The 19,818-nt window shown below is 56.4% G+C and carries 19 protein-coding genes; 9 read left to right on the forward strand and 10 right to left on the reverse strand.

Annotated features, from left to right (window positions below):
• Positions 1 to 8: 8 nt before the first annotated feature.
• The 5 genes from B9H00_RS01765 to B9H00_RS01785 form a co-directional block, all read right to left on the reverse strand.
• A complete protein-coding gene (locus B9H00_RS01765) occupies positions 9 to 578 on the reverse strand; it encodes an exopolysaccharide biosynthesis protein (RefSeq protein WP_086899208.1) in 570 nt (189 codons plus the stop codon).
• A gap of 38 nt (positions 579 to 616) precedes the next feature.
• Positions 617 to 1,555 carry a cation diffusion facilitator family transporter gene (locus tag B9H00_RS01770; protein WP_086899209.1) on the reverse strand — a complete coding sequence of 313 codons (939 nt, stop codon included), beginning with the start codon at positions 1,553 to 1,555 and terminating at the stop codon, positions 617 to 619.
• 20 nt (positions 1,556 to 1,575) lie between these two features.
• Positions 1,576 to 2,007, reverse strand: coding sequence for an NINE protein (locus tag B9H00_RS01775; protein ID WP_086899210.1), 432 nt, complete (start codon positions 2,005 to 2,007; stop codon positions 1,576 to 1,578).
• An 88-nt stretch (positions 2,008 to 2,095) separates the two neighbouring features.
• Positions 2,096 to 2,563, reverse strand: a complete 468-nt coding sequence (locus tag B9H00_RS01780; RefSeq protein WP_086899211.1) for a GNAT family N-acetyltransferase — start codon at positions 2,561 to 2,563, stop codon at positions 2,096 to 2,098.
• A complete protein-coding gene (locus B9H00_RS01785) occupies positions 2,560 to 3,399 on the reverse strand; it encodes an isopenicillin N synthase family dioxygenase (RefSeq protein ID WP_086899212.1) in 840 nt (279 codons plus the stop codon). Before B9H00_RS01785 ends, B9H00_RS01780 begins: the two co-directional genes overlap by 4 nt.
• 223 nt (positions 3,400 to 3,622) lie before the next feature.
• Here B9H00_RS01785 and B9H00_RS01790 point away from each other — a divergent pair, with 223 nt between their 5' ends.
• Positions 3,623 to 3,829, forward strand: a complete 207-nt coding sequence (locus B9H00_RS01790; RefSeq protein WP_086622574.1) for a cold-shock protein — start codon at positions 3,623 to 3,625, stop codon at positions 3,827 to 3,829.
• 91 nt (positions 3,830 to 3,920) lie between these two features.
• Here the strand turns inward: B9H00_RS01790 and B9H00_RS01795 are convergent, their stop codons facing one another.
• Positions 3,921 to 4,298 carry a hypothetical protein gene (locus B9H00_RS01795; RefSeq protein ID WP_086899213.1) on the reverse strand — a complete coding sequence of 126 codons (378 nt, stop codon included), beginning with the start codon at positions 4,296 to 4,298 and terminating at the stop codon, positions 3,921 to 3,923.
• Positions 4,299 to 4,526: 228 nt separating this feature from the next.
• The gene (gene yegS, locus B9H00_RS01800) at positions 4,527 to 5,429 is read right to left on the reverse strand and encodes a lipid kinase YegS (protein ID WP_086899214.1); all 903 of its coding nucleotides are present in this window, start codon (positions 5,427 to 5,429) and stop codon (positions 4,527 to 4,529) included.
• Between the two features lie 597 nt (positions 5,430 to 6,026).
• On the opposite strand from yegS, the gene B9H00_RS01805 reads away from it, so the two are divergent.
• The gene (locus tag B9H00_RS01805; RefSeq protein WP_086899215.1) at positions 6,027 to 7,835 is read left to right on the forward strand and encodes an assimilatory sulfite reductase (NADPH) flavoprotein subunit; all 1,809 of its coding nucleotides are present in this window, start codon (positions 6,027 to 6,029) and stop codon (positions 7,833 to 7,835) included.
• A 2-nt stretch (positions 7,836 to 7,837) separates the two neighbouring features.
• Positions 7,838 to 9,580 carry an NADPH-dependent assimilatory sulfite reductase hemoprotein subunit gene (locus B9H00_RS01810; protein ID WP_086899216.1) on the forward strand — a complete coding sequence of 581 codons (1,743 nt, stop codon included), beginning with the start codon at positions 7,838 to 7,840 and terminating at the stop codon, positions 9,578 to 9,580.
• 174 nt (positions 9,581 to 9,754) lie between these two features.
• On the opposite strand, the gene mdoH is transcribed toward B9H00_RS01810, so the two are convergent.
• From mdoH to B9H00_RS01825, 3 genes are all read right to left on the reverse strand, one after another.
• Complete coding sequence (gene mdoH / locus B9H00_RS01815; RefSeq protein ID WP_086899217.1) at positions 9,755 to 12,250, reverse strand: glucans biosynthesis glucosyltransferase MdoH; 2,496 nt, start codon at positions 12,248 to 12,250, stop codon at positions 9,755 to 9,757.
• A complete protein-coding gene (locus B9H00_RS01820) occupies positions 12,243 to 13,823 on the reverse strand; it encodes a glucan biosynthesis protein G (RefSeq protein WP_236944332.1) in 1,581 nt (526 codons plus the stop codon). The genes mdoH and B9H00_RS01820 overlap by 8 nt, the downstream gene beginning before the upstream one ends.
• A gap of 362 nt (positions 13,824 to 14,185) precedes the next feature.
• On the reverse strand, positions 14,186 to 15,379 hold the full coding sequence (locus B9H00_RS01825; RefSeq protein ID WP_086899219.1) for a multidrug effflux MFS transporter: 1,194 nt from the start codon (positions 15,377 to 15,379) through the stop codon (positions 14,186 to 14,188).
• 136 nt (positions 15,380 to 15,515) lie between these two features.
• On the opposite strand from B9H00_RS01825, the gene B9H00_RS01830 reads away from it, so the two are divergent.
• The 6 genes from B9H00_RS01830 (at position 15,516) to B9H00_RS01855 (ending at position 19,738) form a co-directional block, all read left to right on the forward strand.
• Positions 15,516 to 16,517, forward strand: coding sequence for a formate/nitrite transporter family protein (locus tag B9H00_RS01830; protein WP_086899220.1), 1,002 nt, complete (start codon positions 15,516 to 15,518; stop codon positions 16,515 to 16,517).
• A 20-nt stretch (positions 16,518 to 16,537) separates the two neighbouring features.
• Entirely contained in the window at positions 16,538 to 17,107 is a 570-nt protein-coding gene (locus tag B9H00_RS01835; RefSeq protein ID WP_147376529.1) for a hypothetical protein, read from the forward strand.
• Between the two features lie 78 nt (positions 17,108 to 17,185).
• Positions 17,186 to 18,040 (forward strand): deoxyribonuclease IV, encoded by an 855-nt coding sequence (nfo, locus tag B9H00_RS01840; protein WP_086901644.1) that lies wholly within the window; start codon positions 17,186 to 17,188, stop codon positions 18,038 to 18,040.
• Between the two features lie 30 nt (positions 18,041 to 18,070).
• Positions 18,071 to 18,364: a hypothetical protein gene (locus B9H00_RS01845; protein WP_086899222.1), complete on the forward strand. Its 294-nt coding sequence runs from the start codon at positions 18,071 to 18,073 to the stop codon at positions 18,362 to 18,364.
• Between the two features lie 169 nt (positions 18,365 to 18,533).
• A complete protein-coding gene (locus B9H00_RS01850; protein WP_086899223.1) occupies positions 18,534 to 19,190 on the forward strand; it encodes a hypothetical protein in 657 nt (218 codons plus the stop codon).
• Positions 19,184 to 19,738 (forward strand): FlgO family outer membrane protein, encoded by a 555-nt coding sequence (locus B9H00_RS01855; RefSeq protein ID WP_086899224.1) that lies wholly within the window; start codon positions 19,184 to 19,186, stop codon positions 19,736 to 19,738. The genes B9H00_RS01850 and B9H00_RS01855 overlap by 7 nt, the downstream gene beginning before the upstream one ends.
• The last annotated feature ends 80 nt before the right edge of the window (positions 19,739 to 19,818 follow it).

Below are 19,818 nucleotides of genomic sequence, written 5' to 3' on the forward strand. Positions count from 1 at the left end.
CTTTTTGATTAGAGAAAAAACAGAAAAGACGCCACTCCCGCGACGGCCAGAACCAGGCCTGTCAGCATGACCAGACCGTCACGTGCGATCATGCCCAGCGCAATCAACAAAAGCATTCCAGACGGCAGTGCAGCGGCAAAGGGCAAAAGCTCCAGCGGCGCCATCGACAGGCTCAGAAGCGTAACCAGTACGGCCACCACACGTCGAGCCGCATTGGTGTCCATAAACAATAGACGAGGCTTGAAGAGATACTCAAAGCGCCCGGCCCAGGGTTTGATACGAACCACCAGACGATGAAACCGATCGCCGCCGATGGACACCTGGCGCAATCGTTTGGGGAGCCAGGGGTGAGCACGGCCAAACACCTGCTGAATGGCAATCAATGCCATGAACAGACCACAGGCAGTCGGGATGCCCGGTACCGGGCAGACCAGTGCCAGAAGCGATGGAATCACCAGCAGTGGTCCAAAGCCACGTGACTCGAAGGTCTTCAGAATGTCATTAATGCTGACATCGTTACCCTCATGTTCGTCGTCCAGCGATGTCATCAGTTCGCTGAGTCTGGTGGTTTGCGTCATGAATATCCGTATGGTCTGGGTGAATGAGCCTGCATGTGTCAGACCTGTTTCTGCTCGGAGGAGGCATTGCCTTCAAGGCTTGATTCGGCCTCGATAAAGATTCGCTTGATCTCCTCATGCTGCTGCTTGAGGCTCTTGTCAAGCTCAGAGATCACTCGCTCCAGCCGTTCGGCCGGCATGCTGCGATTAAAGCGCACGCTCAGATTGACCAGTATGAAATCCGGCCCCATGTGCATGGTCAGCACTTCGTTGACCGCCTCCACCTGTGAGTGGCGCCCGACAATATCGCGAATATCGTCAACCACTCGACGGTTGGCGCTTTCACCGATCAATAGCCCCTTGGTTTCGATGGCAAGCCATACCGCGGTGCCGGCCAGAATCAGCCCGATCACCATGGAGGCCACACCATCAAAGATCGGATTGCCGGTCACCTGACTCAACCAGACGCCACCGAGCGCCACCACGAGCCCCAGCATGGCGGCTGAATCCTCGAACAGCACCATGAACAGCGACGGGTCCTTGCCACGCTGTACTGCCTCGACATACCCCCATTTGCCCTTGGCCTTGCGAAAGCCGTGAAGGGCAAAAAGCCATGAAGCCCCTTCAAAGAGAATGGCCAGACCCAGAACAATGTAGTTGATCAAGGGCGATGACATGGGCTCGGGAGACATGACATGCACCACACCTTCGTAGAACGAAACTCCCGCACCGATGGCAAACACCAGAATGGCAACCACAAAGCTCCAGAAATAGACCTCCTTGCCATAACCAAACGGAAAATCGCGATCCGGCGGCTTGCGGGCACGATGCATGCCCAGCAGCAGCAGGACCTGATTACCGGTATCTACCACCGAGTGAATACCTTCGGACAGCATGGCCGAACTGCCCGTAAAGGCAGCGGCCACAAACTTGGTAATGGCAACGGCCAGATTGCCTGCCATTGCCGCATAAATAACGGCCTTTGATTCAGAAGCCATGAATATTCCTTGACTGGAGACTAGCGCTCACGTTGATGCTTGATGGACAGCTGGTCATTAAGCGTCCAGAAATCATAGAGCACACCCAGTAGAAAAAGGCCGCCTGTCAGTAGATAAATGACGCCCGTGATCCACTTGCCCATGTACATGCGATGGATACCCAGCGCGCCAAGGAATGTCAGTAGTATCCAGGTAACGGTATAACTTCTGCTGCCACGCTGGAAGCGAAGATCTGCCTGACGATCCATGAGGGGGATCAAAAAAAGATCGACAATCCAGCCGATCAGGAAAAGACCGAAGGTAAAAAACCAGATCGTTCCCGTAATCGGTTTGCCGTAATAAAACCGGTGGGCACCGGTGAATCCGAAAAGCCACAGCAGGTAACCCATCAACATATTGTGGGTGCCCTGTGTGGCAGGAAATGTATGGGCTGCGTTTTCGGATGCGGACATGGCATTGCCTTTCGAGAAGTTTAAGACTGCACACGATATGGTGGCGGGTCATCAAACAGTCAATGCCGGATGCTGTAACAGCATCATGTCAGGTGCGCCGCTCCATGTTCAAAAGCCCCGAGATATCGCTCGCATTTTTCATGGGTTGAAACCCCATACGCTCATAAAGCCGGCGAGCCGGGTTTTCGGCAAACACCTTGAGCCGCATCTTTCCAGCCCCCAGGGCTTCCTGACGGGCGATCCAGTTGGCAAGCACCTGTGAGCCGATGCCCTGCCCCCGCCACGGGGCCGCCAGATGAAGCTCACGAAGGTGGTGAATGCCATCGGTCACATCCCAGGCAATCAACCCGGCCTTTCGATCATCACGCATGATGATGGCCGTCTCCAACCGCACCCATTGATCCCTGAACAGCTGACGACTGAACACCATACGCCGCTTCTGCCAGTAGGGAGACATGGTCTCCTCTACCAGCTGCTGAGCAAAACGCAGATCGTCAGCATGATTACCGGGTCGCCAGTCCAGCGGCCATTGCGGCTGAGAAGTGACGGCACTCATGACACGCCAAGCTCCCGCAGCCTTTCCTTGAGATAGTCATCGGCGCTATAACGACTGGAAAGCACCACCTCCGGGCGCGGGTGCAAAAACAGCGGCAGGGACAGACGAGCTCGACCACGCGAGGCGCCTTCCGGATTGACGACCCGATGGGTGGTCGAGGGAAAGTATCCATCGGACGCTTCCTGAAGCATGTCGCCCACATTGATGACCAGTTGCCCCGGATCACAGGGCACCGGTAGCCACTGACCGTCACGCCCCTTGACCTCAAGCCCTGCTTCGTTGGAAGCCGGCAGCACCGTAATCAGATTGATGTCTTCATGGGCACCGGCACGCACGGCACCTTCGCTCTCGCTCCCTTCAAGAGGCGGATAGTAAAGCACGCGCAAAAGAGTCTGCTGGCTATCGCGAATCATGCTGGAAAGCGCTTCACTAAACTGCCCTGAGACCTCTTCAGGCGTGTTGGCTTCAATCCAGCTCAGCAGCGTGGTCGCAACATCCTGCGCAATGCGATAGTACTCATCGATATCGGCCTGCAGGCTGTCAGGCACACGGGTCCCAGGATAGATATGAAAATATTCCTTGAGATCCTTTTGCGTTTGCCCCTTTGCCGTCTCGGAAATGCTGGCAGGAAAAAAGCCGGCGTGAGTTTCAGGGTCAAAACGCCACTGTTCCTTGTCCTGGCTTTCAAAGAAGGCCGACCATCCAGCGTAGATCCGTTCGACAAGCGCCTGTGGTACGGGATGGTTACGCACGACGCCAAATCCGGTCTCGCGCAGCGACTGCGTGAACTTTTGCGCGGCCTGTGCATCCTGGTAATCGACGTTCTGAACGTTCATCAATACTGTCTCCAATGCTGATCATTTCATTGCATGATGGCATGCGCCTGAAGATTGGCAAATTGCACTTGACGTTTCTCCGGGACCTGAATCATGCTGCAAAAGGCAGCTTTACAGATAAATCGCTGACTGACACTTCAATCATCGCTTGTCTGTAAGCCCAACGCATAAACGGGCTGCGGCTCGGTATCACTGCAAATAAAGCAAAGCAAGGACATCAAAGATGGCAACCGGTACTGTCAAATGGTTTAACGACACAAAGGGATACGGCTTTATCTCTCCCGATGACGGTGGCGACGATCTCTTCGCGCACTTCTCCGAGATTCAGGCTGAAGGCTTCAAGTCACTTCAGGATGGCCAGAAGGTCTCCTTTGAAGTGACTCAGGGCAAGAAAGGCCTTCAGGCCGCCAATATCAAGGCCGTGGACTGATCACTGCGTCAGCACGTTTGCCTTGCAAAAAGCCCGCGCCATGGCGCGGGCTTTTTTATGGTTGATCGACAAGGCCTCGAAAGGTGATCAATCAGTTATCGAGATTTCTGGACTCTTCTGCCTGGGTCATGGCGCCCGATGAGTCGACATTGGTCGCGGTATGGGCCGTACCGCCCTCACGAGTACTCATGCTCTCATCACTGTCAGTATCCGTGCTCTCCGAGGCTTCATTCATGCCCTGCATGGTGCCTGAATCCTGGTCTGCGGACATGCTGCCATCATCACCCGCCTGCTCGGCGGCGCCTTCAGAAGTAGCATTGGCGCCTTCACCATCCATCGAATGACTGTTCTGGCTGGCCTCCTCGGCCTGCTGCGCAGCTTCTTCGGAAGGTTCATCCTGACCACAGGCACTCAAACCCAATACCATGACGAAGGCCAGACCTGCGGCCGCAATCGTTTTCCCTTTCATCACTCTCTCCCTGACCACCTCAAATAAACGGTTTCTTCAATGCTGCAGACCTGACCAACCGGTTCATCAGCTCATGACGGCCCATTTCGATCTGTCACACCAGCGAATCTACTACCTATAGACACAGGATGACGGCCACGCCGTCGTTGTTTTGTAACATTCAGCTTAATACCAGACAGTGAGGGAGCCTGTGGTCGTCAGGTTCTCGGCCACGTTCACATGAACCTGCTACCGTCCTTCATAGATAAGCTGACATTCATCAGGAAGAATGACCGATAGTGCACCCGGACAGACTTCTATGGTTGCCTGGGTAAACTCGTGAAATTCGCCATCCAGATTGATTGGCAGAGGCGTCTCGCTCTGGAAGTCCATGGACGTAAGCTGATGATAACGGACCAGCTCTCCGTCGGTCGGCAACTCCCGCAACTCCCGGATGGCATTGCCCACCCGGCTCAACGAGAAGGATTCAACAGTGAGCACATCCAGCAGACCATCGTTGAGCAGCGCGCGTGGCGCCAGCTCCTGCCCGCCTCCGGCCTGGCGACCGTTGCCAATCGCCAGCACGATCAGATCACGGTCATAATTGCCATCGCGGGTCTGCAAGTGACAGCGGAAGGGCTCAAAACGCCAGGCCTGCATCACGCCTACCAGTGAGTAGGCACCGCCTCCCAGCAGTTTTTTAAGGGCAGGCGGTGTATCACTGGTCACCTTGGCGCCGAAGCCACCCGAAGCCATGTTCAAAAAATAAAGATCGTTGATGCGACCAACATCAATAGCACGCTTCTTACCGTGAACGGCCAGAGACAGCGCATCAAGCGGCGGATTGGGAATGCCGGTGGCAGTTGCAAAATCGTTTGCTGTTCCCATGGGGATAATGCCAAGTGCCGGGCGTTTTGAGGATTCAATCCCCATTAGCGCGTTGGTCGCCTCGTGAATCGTCCCATCACCGCCAGCAACAATAATGCGGTCCAGTTGTTGATCTACCGCTTCCTCGAGAAAGCGGGCAATATCGCCATGCTCCCAGGTCACCCGAACCGAAAGGTTCACGCCCTCATTTCGAATGCGATCCACTGCTTCACGCAGTTCAGGATTCCCGACCCCCTTGCCATTCACAATCAGCCAGAAATTCAATCTCGCACTCCTGTTTTATCGAATTGAGAGACGCCAGTACCATGACGCTATAAAGGCTATCCTAGCAGGCGCACGCGATGCTGACGTATATGCCATATCAAGGTCCTTGCGCATCACCCTTCTAAACGCGCCATGGCCCGTGCAGACCTTGACCTGGCGACACCGGTCCAATGGCCGTGAATATCAACCTCGTAGCTCACTTGGCACTCGACGGTTTTTAACCACTCATGGGCACACAGGTTCGAACCGTCCTGCCGATAAGGGTATACTCCGCCGTTTTTATCATTTGCGCGCATGATCCAAGTTTAGATCGCAACGGCCTGATATCGAAGGCTAAAGGCATGCTACATTCACCCCCGCCATGGCTTTCGCCTGCAGAAGGGAGCATTGCCTGCGGAGCATGCCGTGCAGAGGCCGGCTTTAGACGGCACCGTCGCGCTGGTCATGATATTAAGCAGCGGATCAGAACACTGGCAGCCCTGACCTGCCTTTTAATTCCTTTAAAGTATAAAAGCATTATAATTTATACCTTTTAATTCATGGGGGAGGTCGCTAGCATTCGCCTTCCTCCCACGGGGACAGATGAGGATATCCACGATGTCACAAGGCCCCCTGCTCGACACCAACAGTCCTTTGAATGGCGACCAGGCCCAGCGTCTCAATGACGTTCTGGGTGGTATGGATCGCGATCAAATGACCTGGCTGAGTGGGTATCTCGCCGGACTCAACGCGTCCGGCGGCCAGCTGAGCGCTGCGTCACCTGCAGGTGCACCACAGACCGCCTCCGCACTACCCGAAATTACTGTTTTATATGGCAGCCAGACCGGCAACGCTGAAGGCGTGGCCGAGCAGGCGCGTGATCGCGCCGTGGCGCAAGGCTTCAAGGTTCGCCTGCTCGATATGGCAGACGTCACCAAAAAGGATCTCAAGGATCCCGCCAACCTGGTGGTCGTGGTCAGCACCCAGGGTGAAGGTGATCCGCCGGATACTGCCATCAGTTTCTATGAACTGATCAATGGCCGCAAGGCGCCCAAACTGGAAGGTCATCGCTTTGCGGTGCTGGGTCTGGGCGACTCGAGCTATGATCAGTTCTGCCAGATGGGCAAGGAATTTGATGCCCGACTGGCCGAGCTTGGCGCCGAGCGAATCAGCGATCGCATCGATTGCGATGTTGACTACGAAGAGCCTGCTGAAGCCTGGATCGACACCGTACTCGGCCGCTACGCAGAACTCTCGGGCGCGACTGCCGCAGCCGCCGCTCAGGGTGCACCGGCTGCCTCGTCCGGTGAAAGCCAGTGGTCCAAGAAGAACCCGTTCTATGCCGAGATTCTCGACACGGTGATCCTCAATGACGACGGCTCCAGCAAGGAAACCCGTCATATAGAGCTGTCGCTGGAAGATTCCGGTCTTGTCTATGAGCCGGGGGATGCGCTGGGCGTCGTCCCACAAAACGATCCGGCCTATGTCGATGAACTGCTCGAGAAGCTCAGAATCAGTCACGACACCGAACTGGACACCGGCAGCAAGGTACGTGATGCCCTGTTGGCCGAGTTCGAAGTCACCACGCTGACACGCCCCTTTCTCGAGAAATGGGCCGAACTCAGCGATGATGCCGAGCTGCGTCGCATCCTGAGCGATGAAGCCCGAGACGAGTTCAAGGCTTGGGTCTACGGCCGTCACATCATTGATGTGATTGAAGAGTTCCCGGTCGACAACCTCGATGCTGCCACTTTCACCCAGGCGCTGCGCAAGCTGCCACCGCGGCTTTACTCCATCGCCTCAAGCTATAACGCCGAGCCCGATGAAGTGCATCTGACGGTCGGTGTTGTACGTTATGAAGCGCATGGACGGGCACGCAATGGCGTCACCACCGGCTATCTTTCCGAGCACGTCAAGCCCGGTGACAAGGTCCCGATCTATGTCGATCGCAACAAGAACTTCAAGCTGCCGGACGACAACAGCACGCCGGTCATCATGGTAGGTCCGGGGACGGGTGTGGCCCCCTTCCGCGCCTTCATGCAGGAGCGTGACGATGCGGGCGCTGAAGGCGATAACTGGCTTTTCTTTGGCGATCAGCACTTTCACACCGATTTTCTCTATCAGGCCGAATGGCTGAACTGGCGAGAGAAAGGCCTGCTGACCCGTCTGGATGTGGCCTTTTCACGTGATCAGGCCGAAAAGGTCTACGTACAGGATCGCATGCGGGAAAAAGGGGCAGAACTCTACGCTTGGCTTGAGCGTGGCGCCCATTTTTATGTCTGTGGTGATGGCGAGCGCATGGCAGCCGATGTGCATCAGGCGCTGCTGGATATTGCCCGGGAGCACGGTGGCCTCGATGAGGATGCCGCAGCCCAGTATGTCCGCGATCTCCAGCAGTCCAAACGCTACCAGCGGGACGTATACTGAACATGACCGATATTATTGCCAAACTCCGTGACGAGTCGCTTGATGACTATGCCGCCAATGAAAGCCTGAAGGTCAACAGTGACTTTCTGCGTGGGCGGTTGATGGAAGACATGGCGGACAATGCCACCGGTGCTGTCAGCCCTGACGATACGCAGCTGACCAAGTTCCACGGGTTTTACATGCAGGACGATCGCGACGTTCGCGATCAGCGCCGCAAGAAAAAGCTGGAACCGCTTTATTCTTTCATGGTGCGCCTGCGTATTGCCGGTGGTCGCATGAGCAGCCAGCAGTGGCTGACCCTGGATGATGTGGCACGCAACTATGCCAATGGCACGTTGCGCATCACCACACGCCAGACCTTTCAGTACCATGGCGTGTTCAAGAGCAACCTGCGCGCGCACCTGAAAACCGTCAACGACGCCATGATCGACACCATCGCCGCCTGCGGCGACGTCAATCGGAACGTGACCTCGACGGCCAACCCGCATCGCTCCGCGATTCATCGGCAAGTCTATGATCTAGCCGCAGAGATCAGCAATCATCTGCTGCCGCGCACGCGGGCCTATCACGAGATCTTTCTGGGTGAAGAACGCGTTGCCGGTGGTCCTGAAGAAGTCACCGAGCCGCTTTATACCCAGCATTACCTGCCGCGCAAGTTCAAGATCGGCCTGGCAATTCCGCCGGACAACGAAACCGATGTGCTGACCAATGACCTGGCCTTTATCGCCATCGTCGAAAACGGTGAGCTCAAGGGCTTCAATGTCGCGGTCGGCGGCGGCATGGGATCGACTCACGGCGAACCGGATACTTATCCGCGCCGCGGGTCGATCATTGGTTACTGCGATGTCGACCAGACGGTCGATGTGGCCGAAAAGGTCATGCTGGTACAGCGTGACAACGGTGACCGCAAAAACCGCAAGCATGCACGCCTCAAGTACACCGTGGACACCATGGGTGCCGAAGGCTTCAGAGCCGAACTCGAGAAATATCTCGGTTACGCGCTGGGTGAAGAGCGTGCGTTCGAATTTACCACTACCGGCGATATTCTCGGCTGGTATCAGGGTGAAGATGGCCAGTGGCACTACGGGCTTTTCGTCGAGAACGGTCGTATCCGCGACTACGCCGATGACAACCCCATCCACGCCGGCATGCAGATCATGAGCGGGATGCGCGAAATCGCCAGAATTCACGATGGCGATATCGTGCTGAGCTGCAACCAGAATCTGATTATCACCAGCGTGAAACCCGAACTTCGCGAGCAGATCGACGGCATCATTGATCGCTATCGAATGCTCAAGGATGTCACCCCTCTTCGTCAGCACTCGATCGCCTGTGTGGCCTTCCCTACCTGTGGTCTGGCCATGGCGGAAAGTGAGCGTTATCTGCCCACCCTGCTCGACAAATTCGATGCCATCATGAAGGACGCGGGGCTTGAAAACGATCCGATTATCGTACGCATGACCGGCTGCCCCAACGGCTGCGGACGTCCCTTCATGGCTGAAATCGGCTTCGTCGGCAAGGCCATCGGTCGATACAACCTCTATCTGGGCGGTGATTTCACCGGCACCCGGCTCAACAAGATGTATCGCGAGAACATCGACGAGACCACCATTCTTGAAGAGCTGACGCCGATGATCCATCGCTATGCGAAAGAGCGTGAGGTCGGCGAGCACTTCGGTGATTTTGTTGTTCGTGTCGGTATCATCAAGGCAACCGAGAACGGGCTGGACTTCCATACAGCTTGATACGTATCTCGAAGCACCCAAAAGGCCTGGCATCTACCGGGCCTTTTTTATTGGTTTTTCTTTTTATGGCACTCGGTTAACTCATCATCGCATCAACCAGGCGGATACAAAAAAGGCCCTGCCAATGGCAGGGCCTTTCAGGATCAGACTGCCTCGCAGCCAAACCGCATCACGCTAGATAAAGCGCGGCGGCGGATCATCGGCATAGGCCTCATCGATCCAGGCAGGATACTGATGACTGCGATCCCAGACCTGATAGTGCAGCCTGGAGAGCATGACCGGGTCATCCAGCACCAACAGCTTTTCCTTGTTGGGCATCTTTTCCGGCCCGCCCACCAGCGCCTGGCGAACCATTGCCTGACGCTGAGACTCGATCGCCTCGGACTTGTTGTGACGTGCCACACCCATGGCACAACCCAGCGCGTTATCGATGGGATCGACTACCGTTTGCACGAAGGTCGGTGCCGGTGGCTGATGGCGCGAGTTGCGCACAAACCGCCAGGTGGCCCGCAGTTCCCGTGGCGGATTCGACTCTTCGGGAATCAGGAACATGCGCCCCCGGAAGGCAGCACGGCCCAGCCCGACCTTGCTGGTAATGACCGAGACCGGAATCGACAGCATCAGCGCCCCAACGATCGGCCAGAGCCAGAGTAGAAACAAAGGATCCAGCCACAGGACGAACAGCGTCCAGATGATGCCGAACATCGTCTGCCCACCGTGACGCATGAAGGCATCTTTCCAGGTTGTTTCGCTGAAATCACGCTGCGGCGACTTCCACTTGACCTCGATACCCATCAGCGCCGCCAGTACGAAGCGGGTATGAAACAGCATACGCACCGGCGCCAGCAGCATCGAGATCAAGGACTCGATTACCATCGACACGCCCAGACGTACGGCCCCACCGTAATAGCGTGGCCCCTTTGCCCATATCACGATCACACTCAGGATCTTGGGCAAAAACAGCAGAGTCAGCGTGGTGGAAAAGAGTGCTACCGCCCTGCCTGGATGCCACTCGGGCCAACGCGGAAACAGCTGCATGGGCTCGGTGAAATACTCGGGCGTAGTCAACGTATGCACGGCCAGCAGCGCCGTGGACAGCATCAAGAACAGGAACCAGAGCGGCGCCGACAGATAAGACATGATGCCGGTCAGAAATACCGCACGGTGTACCGGATGCATGCCGCGCACCAGAAAAAGTCGGAAGTTCATGATATTGCCCTGACACCAGCGGCGATCGCGCTGCAGCTCGTCAAGCAGGTTGGGCGGCATTTCTTCATAGCTGCCCGGCATGTCATAGGCAATCCATACCCCCCAGCCGGCACGACGCATCAGCGCCGCTTCGACAAAGTCATGGGAGAGGATTTCACCCGACAGGGCGCCCTTGCCCGGCAGCGGGGCCAGGGAGCAGTAATACATGAAAGGCTCAACGCGAATAATCGCGTTATGCCCCCAGTAATGAGATTCCCCCAGCTGCCAGAAGTGCAGGCCCGCCGTGAAAAGTGGCCCATATACCCTTGTGGCAAACTGCTGCAGACGGGCATAGAGATTGTTACTGCCTGCTGCCATCGGCGCCGACTGAATGATACCGGCATCCGGATTGGCTTCCATCAGCTGTACCAGTCGAGTCAGACAGCGACCGCTCATGACACTGTCGGCGTCCATGACCAGCATGTAGCGATAGTTGGCCCCAAAGCGACGGCAGAAGTCATCGATGTTGCCACTCTTTTTCTTGACCCGACGAGAGCGGCGACGATAGAAGATCCGGCCAAACCCACCCACTTCACGGCACAGCCTCAACCAGGCATGATTTTCAGCCACACAGGTATCGGGATCATAGCTGTCACTGAGAACGTGAAAATCGAAATGCTCGATGTTGCCACTGCGCTGAACGGACTCATAGGTCGCCTTGAGACCGGCAAAGACGCGGTTGACGTCTTCATTACAGATCGGCATGACGATAGCGGTTCTGGCCGAAGGGTCAATCGGCTCATCCCCCGCACTGGTCGCCGAGATGCTGTATTTGTCCCGCCCTTTCAAAAGCTGGAAGAACCCCATCAGCGCCGTCCAGAAACCGGCCGACACCCAGCAAAACAGCAGCGCAAAGAGCACAAGTTCCAGCACTTCAAGCAGCTGTGCGCCCTGATAAGGCAAAACGGTACTCATGTACCAGACCGCTACTGCGCTTTGCACCATGACCAGCAGCAGCAGCGTCCAGCGGCGCATGGTACCCACCATCTTCCAGCGCGGCGCAGTAGGTGCTTCAGGGGCCTGAGTCTTGCGTACCCGCGGCTTTAAATTGCCGCGGCGCAGGTGATAGCCCTTTTTCAGTCGCTTGATCGGGCTGGTGGTCCAGGGGTGCGGTGCAATCGAGGTACGATTGATGGGCGGCATGGTCTTGAGACACACACGCCCCACCTTGTCGGTTCCAAGCACCTCGGGCGGCGCCAGAGGCGCTGTCCCATAGGCCAGCTCCAGACGCCGGAGCACCGAAGCGCTGGCAGGGTCGTCCTGCAGGAGGCTCTGCTTGCCGACGTCTTCATGAACCTTGAACAGCGGCGTATCCTGAGACGCCAGTTCCAGCAGCTCTCGTCGATTACCCAGATCCCGGGTCCCGAGCGCCAGGCGCTCGAGATAGGCCCGGGCCGGGCTTGAATAGGCATCATCACTCATTGGCAGGCAGCACGTAGTTCCAGGTTTCCGTCAGACGCGAATCACCATTTTTCAAAAAAGCCTTCATGTTGATCGGCTTCGAGGTGTCGTTGGCCTTGACGCTCAGCTTCAGGCGGTAGCCACCCATGGCAGGGTTACGAACCACTTCGCTACGTACAACCTGGCCGTTATCGCCAAGATTGACGTCCGCCTGAACATTGTCATTGCTGCCCGGCGACTTGAGGTTCGGGCCCACGAAATCGATCACATACATCGTGCTGTCATCGCTTTTGCGCACCAGGTTGTTCTGAACCGTTTCACCACGAGCACGACGGGTCTGTGCAACCCAACCCAGATCAGGCGTATGGTAGCGCGCCTCATTGAGCGTCCAGTTGATGGTGTAATTGAAATCCAGCGGCTGGTTGGTTGGCAGTTCCTGCGTCGGGCGCCAGAAGCTGACAATGTTGTCGTTGGTTTCATCCGGCGTCGGAATCTGGACAAGTTCTACCTGTCCGTCACCCCAGGTATTTTGCGGCTCGATCCAGGCACTCGGGCGCAGGTCGTAACGATTTTCGATGTCCTGATAGTCGCCGAAATCGTGGTCACGCTGCAAAAGCCCCATACCGCGCGGGTTGTTGGCCGGGAATGTATCCACGGAAAGACGCTTGGGATTGGCCAGCGGACGCCACAGCCACTGCCCGTCACTGGTGGCCAGCAGCAGACCATTGGAGTCATGAATGGCAGGACGATAATTACTGCTGGTGGACGGCTGCTCGGGACCAAACAGGTACATGCTGGTCAGCGGTGCAATGCCCAGCTTGGTGACCTGACGACGCAGGAAGAGGCGAGACTGCACATCGACAACGCTGTCCTGTCCCGGGCGCAGAATAAAGCGATAGGCGCCGGTGGCGCTGGGTGAATCCAGCAGCGCATAGATGGTCAGATAGCGGTCATCTCCCTGGGGTTTAACCACCCAGAACTCCTTGAACCGCGGAAACTCTTCGCCCGAATTGAGCCCGGTATCCACGGCAAGACCGCGGCTTGAGAGTCCATAGCGCTGGTTCTGGCCCGCCACACGAAAATAGCTGGCGCCCAGAAATACCATCGACTCACTTTTCTTGTCGGGGCTATCGCCGTAGTTGATCTTGAAGCCGGCGAAACCAAGATCCTTGAACTTTGATCTGTCGACATCCAGATTGCCGTAATTGAAATTCTCCGGGGAAAATTTCAATTCCTGCACATCATCGCCGTTGACCTCATTGATGGTTACCGGCGTGTTGTAGTGCATACCTTCGTGAAAAAACCCCAGATCAAATCTCAGGTTATCGCTGCGCCAGTGTGATTGGGCAGGCTTGTATTGAATCTGCTGATATTGCTGAAAATTCAATCCGGCAAGGGATTCCGGGAGATTGCTTTGAGGCGCAGTGTATCCACGCTGTGCAAGCTCCTGAGCCTCCTGGCTGACATCGTTGAAGTCAAATGCGAGTACGGCCTGAGTGGAGAACAGGGAAGCCACTCCGAAAGCCAGCAAGGCACTTTTTTTCAGGGTAGCGTAAGCCGCGAAACTACCGGAGGTTTTCAGATAAGACGTCACAGCAACATTCCTCATAAGCATCCTTGAAGTGCCCTGGTATTTAAAAAAGGTATGGTTCATACCATTACCGCCATGCAGGAAAATGCTCAGGGCAGCCATACATGGCAGCATATGCCTTGTCGAATTCAGCAGGCCTGTTTACCACGACCCTGCACCTTTATACCAGAAGCTCGGGTGCAGCATTCTACGTCACTTTTCTACGCACGATACGTCCCAAGATGCCGCAGCGACCCAGGAGATATCATGCATTGGATGTGCATACGGACGCTATTCTAGCGCCGGCAAGGCTTTTTCTCAGTAGTCATAATGAAACGCTGTCTTTTTTTACCACCTGGTGACACGTCGATAACAGATTTAACCGGTCATGCCAGTACCCGATGTCGATGACATGTCATTAATGCCGTTAATAAAAGCCCTCCTGCGCCAATAATGCCAGTCAATGCCAGTATCCACTGAGGTGATAGCGGCAACCATGTCAACAATGAGGCCATCAGCGCACCGCCCCCCATCTGGCAACACCCTGCCAGCGATGAGGCAAGCCCTGCCCTGTCTGCATAGGGTTCAAGCGCCAGGCTCAACGCAGCTCCCAGTGTCAGTGAAAAGCCGGTCACCATGACGGCATTGGGGAGCATGAAGGAAGCCACATCCGAGCCAGAAACGCTGTAAAACAAGGCATGACAACAGCCACCCATGACCATGACGGCAAGTCCTGCCTGAATGGCGCGATGCTGCCCCAGAGACGAAATCAGACGCGGAGCGAGAAAGTAAGCCACTACGTTGATGGCCGCGATAGCACCAAACCAGCCGCCAAAGGCCAGCTCGCTCAAACCCGCCTGATCCATCAGCAGTATTGGCGATGTCGTGACATAGACAAGAATGACGGTCATGCCGGTCATGGCAATCAGGACATGAAAGACAAACTGGCCATCGCGCAGGATGGTGACCACATCACGCCCATAATGAGAAAGGCGGCTTTTATGCTCGCCGGCCGGTCGAGTTTCCTCCAGCCCCCAGAGACAAAAGAGCGCAACACCGAGCGCAAAGACCGTCATGAAAATGAAACTGGCACGCCAGTGCCAGAAGGCGGCCAACAGGCTCCCCAGCAGGGGAGCCAGCGCTGGTACCACACAAACCGCTGCATTCAAAAAGCTGTAAATGCCGGCGCGTCGGTTCCCATCAAAACGGTCTCGCACACAGGAAAACGCCACGACGGTAGCCAGTGAAGCGCCCAGACCCTGAAGCAGGCGTCCGATATAAAACAGCGTAATCTGGTCGGCCATGAGGCACAGTGCCGCAGCCAGTCCATACAAGAGCGCCCCGGCAATCGCCATGGGTCGTCGCCCCAGACCATCTACCAACGGGCCGGCCACCAGCTGCCCTGCTCCCATGCTGATCAGATACAACGTGATGGACCACTTGATACCGGCGGTATCCAGCGCAAAGTCCTGCGCGACCATGGGCAGCGAGGGTAAAAAGATATCGACGCCCAGAGGGGTAAGCACGATCAGCGCCATCATCATGGCAATCAGGCGGCGATTGCCGGGGAAAGTGCCCATTATCAAACTCTTTTAAAAGAAGAAAAGGCACTGTACAGACTACATCAGGGCCGGCCAACACTTCCTGTCGGTTTGAAAGCGGCCCGGCTACGCTAAGCTTATTGACCATCGCGATAACAAACAGGCGCGCACCTCTATGAGCCAGGAAGAAAAACAGCACGCAGAAGATGATTTTGAAGGCGGACTGGATGCAGAAGCCGTGGAACAGGAACCACAGGAAGCCTCATCAGGCAGCGTTTCCGACAAGCATGCTAACGATGAAGAGGAGAAAGGCCAGGAATTACCCTCTCAGGCTGCTGCGGTTCACCAGCGACTTCGCAAGGATGGCCAGAAGGAACTGGCTCGAGACTCGATGGCACTGTTGTGGTCCGCCATCGCCGCCGGCATTTCCATGAGTTTTTCCATGGTCGCGCGCGGTCTTATGCACGCACAGCTGCCGGACACGGGCGCCGGTTTCATGATCGAATGCCTGGGCTATACGATTGGCTTTATCGTCGTCATTCTGGCCCGCCAGCAGCTCTTTACGGAAAACACCGTGACGGCCGTTTTACCGGTCATGAGCCATCCAACGCTTGCCAACTTTGGCGCTCTGGGTCGCCTTTGGGGGGTCGTGCTGTTCGGCAACATGGTCGGTGCGGCACTTTCAGCGGCCACATTCCTGTACATGCCGATGTTTGACCCGGCCACCCACGACGCCTTTATCACGCTGGGCGAGCATCTCATGGACAAATCGCCATTAGAGATGTTTTCAAGCGCCATTCTGGCCGGCTGGATGATTGCCACCCTGGTATGGCTGATTCCGGCTGCCGATCAGGCCAAGGTCTGGATCATTCTGATTATCACCTACGTTATGGCCATCGGCGGATTTGCGCACATTGTGGTCGGGGCCAGTGAAATGTTTTACATGGTGTTTTCAGGCAATGCCGACTGGAGCGATTTCCTTTTACGCTTTGCCCTGCCAACACTTGCCGGCAACGTGGTCGGCGGCACGTTTATCTTTTCCCTGATCAGTCATGCGCAGATTCGTGGCGACCTGGAAGCCCAGAAGGAATGCAAACAGGGCCTGATTCAACGGCATCACATGTCGAAAAAGCCAAAGGACGCTCAGAATCTGCACAAGCGTGACAGGTCTTCATGAGAAGACTGTTGCTACAAGTCATGACTATGGGAATAGTTGGGGCAGCCCTCACGGGCTGCCCGTCGGCATCCCGCTCACCGACACCGTTTTATCAGGATGACCTGCTCACGATAGCGAGCAGCGATCTGGTCAGCACGGATCATTTTGACGCGCCCGGGTTCGGCGACCCTGGCTGGAGCAGTCTGAGCACTGCCCCCGGCGCCGGTCAGAGGCTGGTGCTTTTGAAGCTGCCAAGCTCCGATGACATCAGAAGCGGCTGGTGGCTGCTGGGGCGCAGCCGGGATCCCTTTATAGCGGCCCATTGCACTCGCCCTGACGATGCCGGCCAAACACTGAACGGCACACCCACCACAATCGATGGCCATCCCTTTACCCATTTTGAAACCAGCGATGCCGGCATGAGCCACTACCGCCAGGTCAGCGCCTGGCGCGGCATTGCAGGTGATAGCTGCCTATCCATCGAACATATTGTCCAGGGCGTACGTGGTGAAGTATTCGATCCCCCGCGCACTCCTGCGTTCACGGTTGACGCCGCCATGGCAAGACTTGACGACGTCAATGATGTACTAACGTTTCACAATACGCCGTAAGGGCTGGTACGCCTGACATGGAGCTCTGCCGCCTCGGCTGTCATAATGGGCGTTTATGGCTCTGGGAACGATGGCGACATGCATTATATTGGAGCACATGTCAGCGCCGCTGGTGGCGTTGACCAGGCGGTCAAACGCGCCGTAGACATTGGTGCCAATGCCTTTGCGCTGTTTACCAAGAATCAACGTCAGTGGAAGGCCAAACCACTCGATGACAGCGTTATCGAGGCATTTAAAAAGGCATGCCACCATCATGGCTTTACGCCTGAGCAGATTCTTCCCCATGACAGTTATCTGATCAATCTGGGCCACCCGGAAGCCGAAGGGCTGGCCAAATCGCGCGCGGCTTTTCTCGATGAGATGCAGCGCTGCGAGCAGCTTGGTCTGACCCTGCTCAATTTCCACCCGGGCAGCCATCTGCGCAAGATCAGTGAAAGCGAATGCCTGAAGATCATTGCCGAGTCCATCAACGAGGCGCTGGCGCAAACCCGAGGCGTGACCGCTGTCATCGAAAATACGGCCGGCCAGGGCAGTAATCTGGGCTATCGTTTCGAACAGCTTGCAGAAATCATCGAGCAGGTAGATGACAAGTCACGCGTCGGCGTCTGTATCGATACCTGTCACGCTTTCGCCGGTGGCTACGACCTGCGCACTGAAGCCTCGACTCAAGCTGTGCTGGATGAACTGGACACAGTGGTCGGCATTGAATACTTGCGCGGCATGCATCTCAACGATGCCAAAAGCACACTGGATAGCCGCGTGGATCGTCATCACAGCCTGGGCCAGGGCAATATCGGCAGTGCGGCTTTCAAGACCATCATGCAGGACCCACGGATTGGTGGCATTCCCATGATTCTAGAAACCATCGAGCCTGCCATCTGGGACCAGGAAATCGCATGGCTGCGCGCGCAGGCCGGCACTGCCGGCGACTGACGCCCTCTCATCTTTAGCGGAAACTTCACCATGCAGTCAGACGGTTTTTTCAGCTGGGTCGGCGAAACGCTGGGCAACATTATTCGTGCCATCGTGGAATTTCTGGCTTCCATTTTCGCCAACCTTTTTGGCGCCATGGGCGGCTTCATCGATGGACTGACCGGCTCGCTGGGCATCAGCCCTTCCGTGTTCAGCCTGGTCATTCTGGTCATCGGCCTTTTGCTGCTGATCAACGGCGTTCGCGCCATGCTGCGCGGTGGCATTATTGGCGGCCTGATCTGGCTGGTGCTGGGGCTTCTGGTCCTTTCATGGTTGATTCCGTGATACGACCGGAAACAACACGACCCTCTTTCTTCTCAACCGACATCGAGGCCTGGACATCAATGCACTCGTCATTGCCGGACTCAAGCCGGCTCTGACGTGGCCGATAAGACCTTCCTGATCAACCATGGCACAGCTTGACAAGAGCTGTACTATCAAGGGAAGGAAATCGATGTCGTTAAGGATCTGGGGAGCCATCTGCCTGGCCGCCACGCTGAGTGGCTGTTTTAAAGTCAATACGTCCCAGGTCCCGATGGCGACAACCTGGGAGATGAGCGACCAGCAGCGCATGCAGGCAGCGCATCACTGGGACGTACTGGCCCGCAACGAAGCCCGCGGCATCATGGCCAATCAGCGCCTTCGCAGCCGGCCGCTTTATGTCTTCTCGCCACAGCCGGCGACGCCTTTTGAGCGCGGCTATCATTCGCTGCTTGAAAGCCAGCTGGTTCAGCAGGGCGCTCTGGTCAGTACCCAGCCCGAAGGTTCCGTGATCATCAATCCATCGGTTCAGGTTGTCACCCACAGTGACCGCGGCAGCATCCGTCCGCCACCGGGCGCCCTTACCTTCCTCGCTGCAGGCGTGGCCTGGGCCTTCCAGCCGCTCAACCACTGGTCCGAGCCGGCTCTGGCACTGATCCCGGGTGCCGCACTGTTTGATGCCTTCAGCGGTAATATCACCGAGGTGGGCAATACTGAAGTCATCATTACGACCCGGGCCACCGAATTCGACACGCTGCTGTACTCGTCCTCCAACATTTATTACATCAATGCCGGTGACAGCAATCATTACGAAAGCCGAAGCGGGCTGAGGGTTTCATCGCAATGGTAAGCCAACGATTTTCTCGTCTGCCGCTGACGGTGGCACTACTGATCTGCATGCTGGTGACGGGCTGCTCTTCCCTGCCGGGATATAACACTGTGCCCGAGCCCCCCACCCTGCTTTCCCGAGTCGATACGGCTGCCGAGCAGCTGGTCAAGAATGCTCATGGCCGTCTGTCGCCCAACGATACGGTCATTGCGACCACCTTTGTCGACGTGGACCAGCTTGGCCGCTCCTCCACGCTCGGCCGCACGTTGACCGAAACCATGACGTCCAAGCTGGTCGAACAGGGCCTCAACGTTATCGAGGTCAAGCTGCGTGACAGCCTGTATATCGAGGAGTACACCGGCGAGCTGATCCTGTCTCGCAATGTGCAGCGGCTGGCCAACAACTACAATGCCAGCGCCGTACTGCTGGGCACCTATGCCGTCGCGCGGGGCGAAGTGTTCGTCAATGCCCGGCTCGTTCGCCTGGCCGACCAGCTCGTTCTGGGTGCCAGCAGTTTTCGGGTGCCCATGGACGCCGATGTTCAGACGCTGCTGATGTCACCCTACTGATGTCGAAAAAAGGGATCCAAAAAAAGACCTGTCGCCCTATCGGCAACAGGTCTTTTGGGCTTCGTACTGGTGAACGACGA

It is taken from the genome of Kushneria marisflavi (genome assembly GCF_002157205.1).
Classification (GTDB): domain Bacteria; phylum Pseudomonadota; class Gammaproteobacteria; order Pseudomonadales; family Halomonadaceae; genus Kushneria; species Kushneria marisflavi.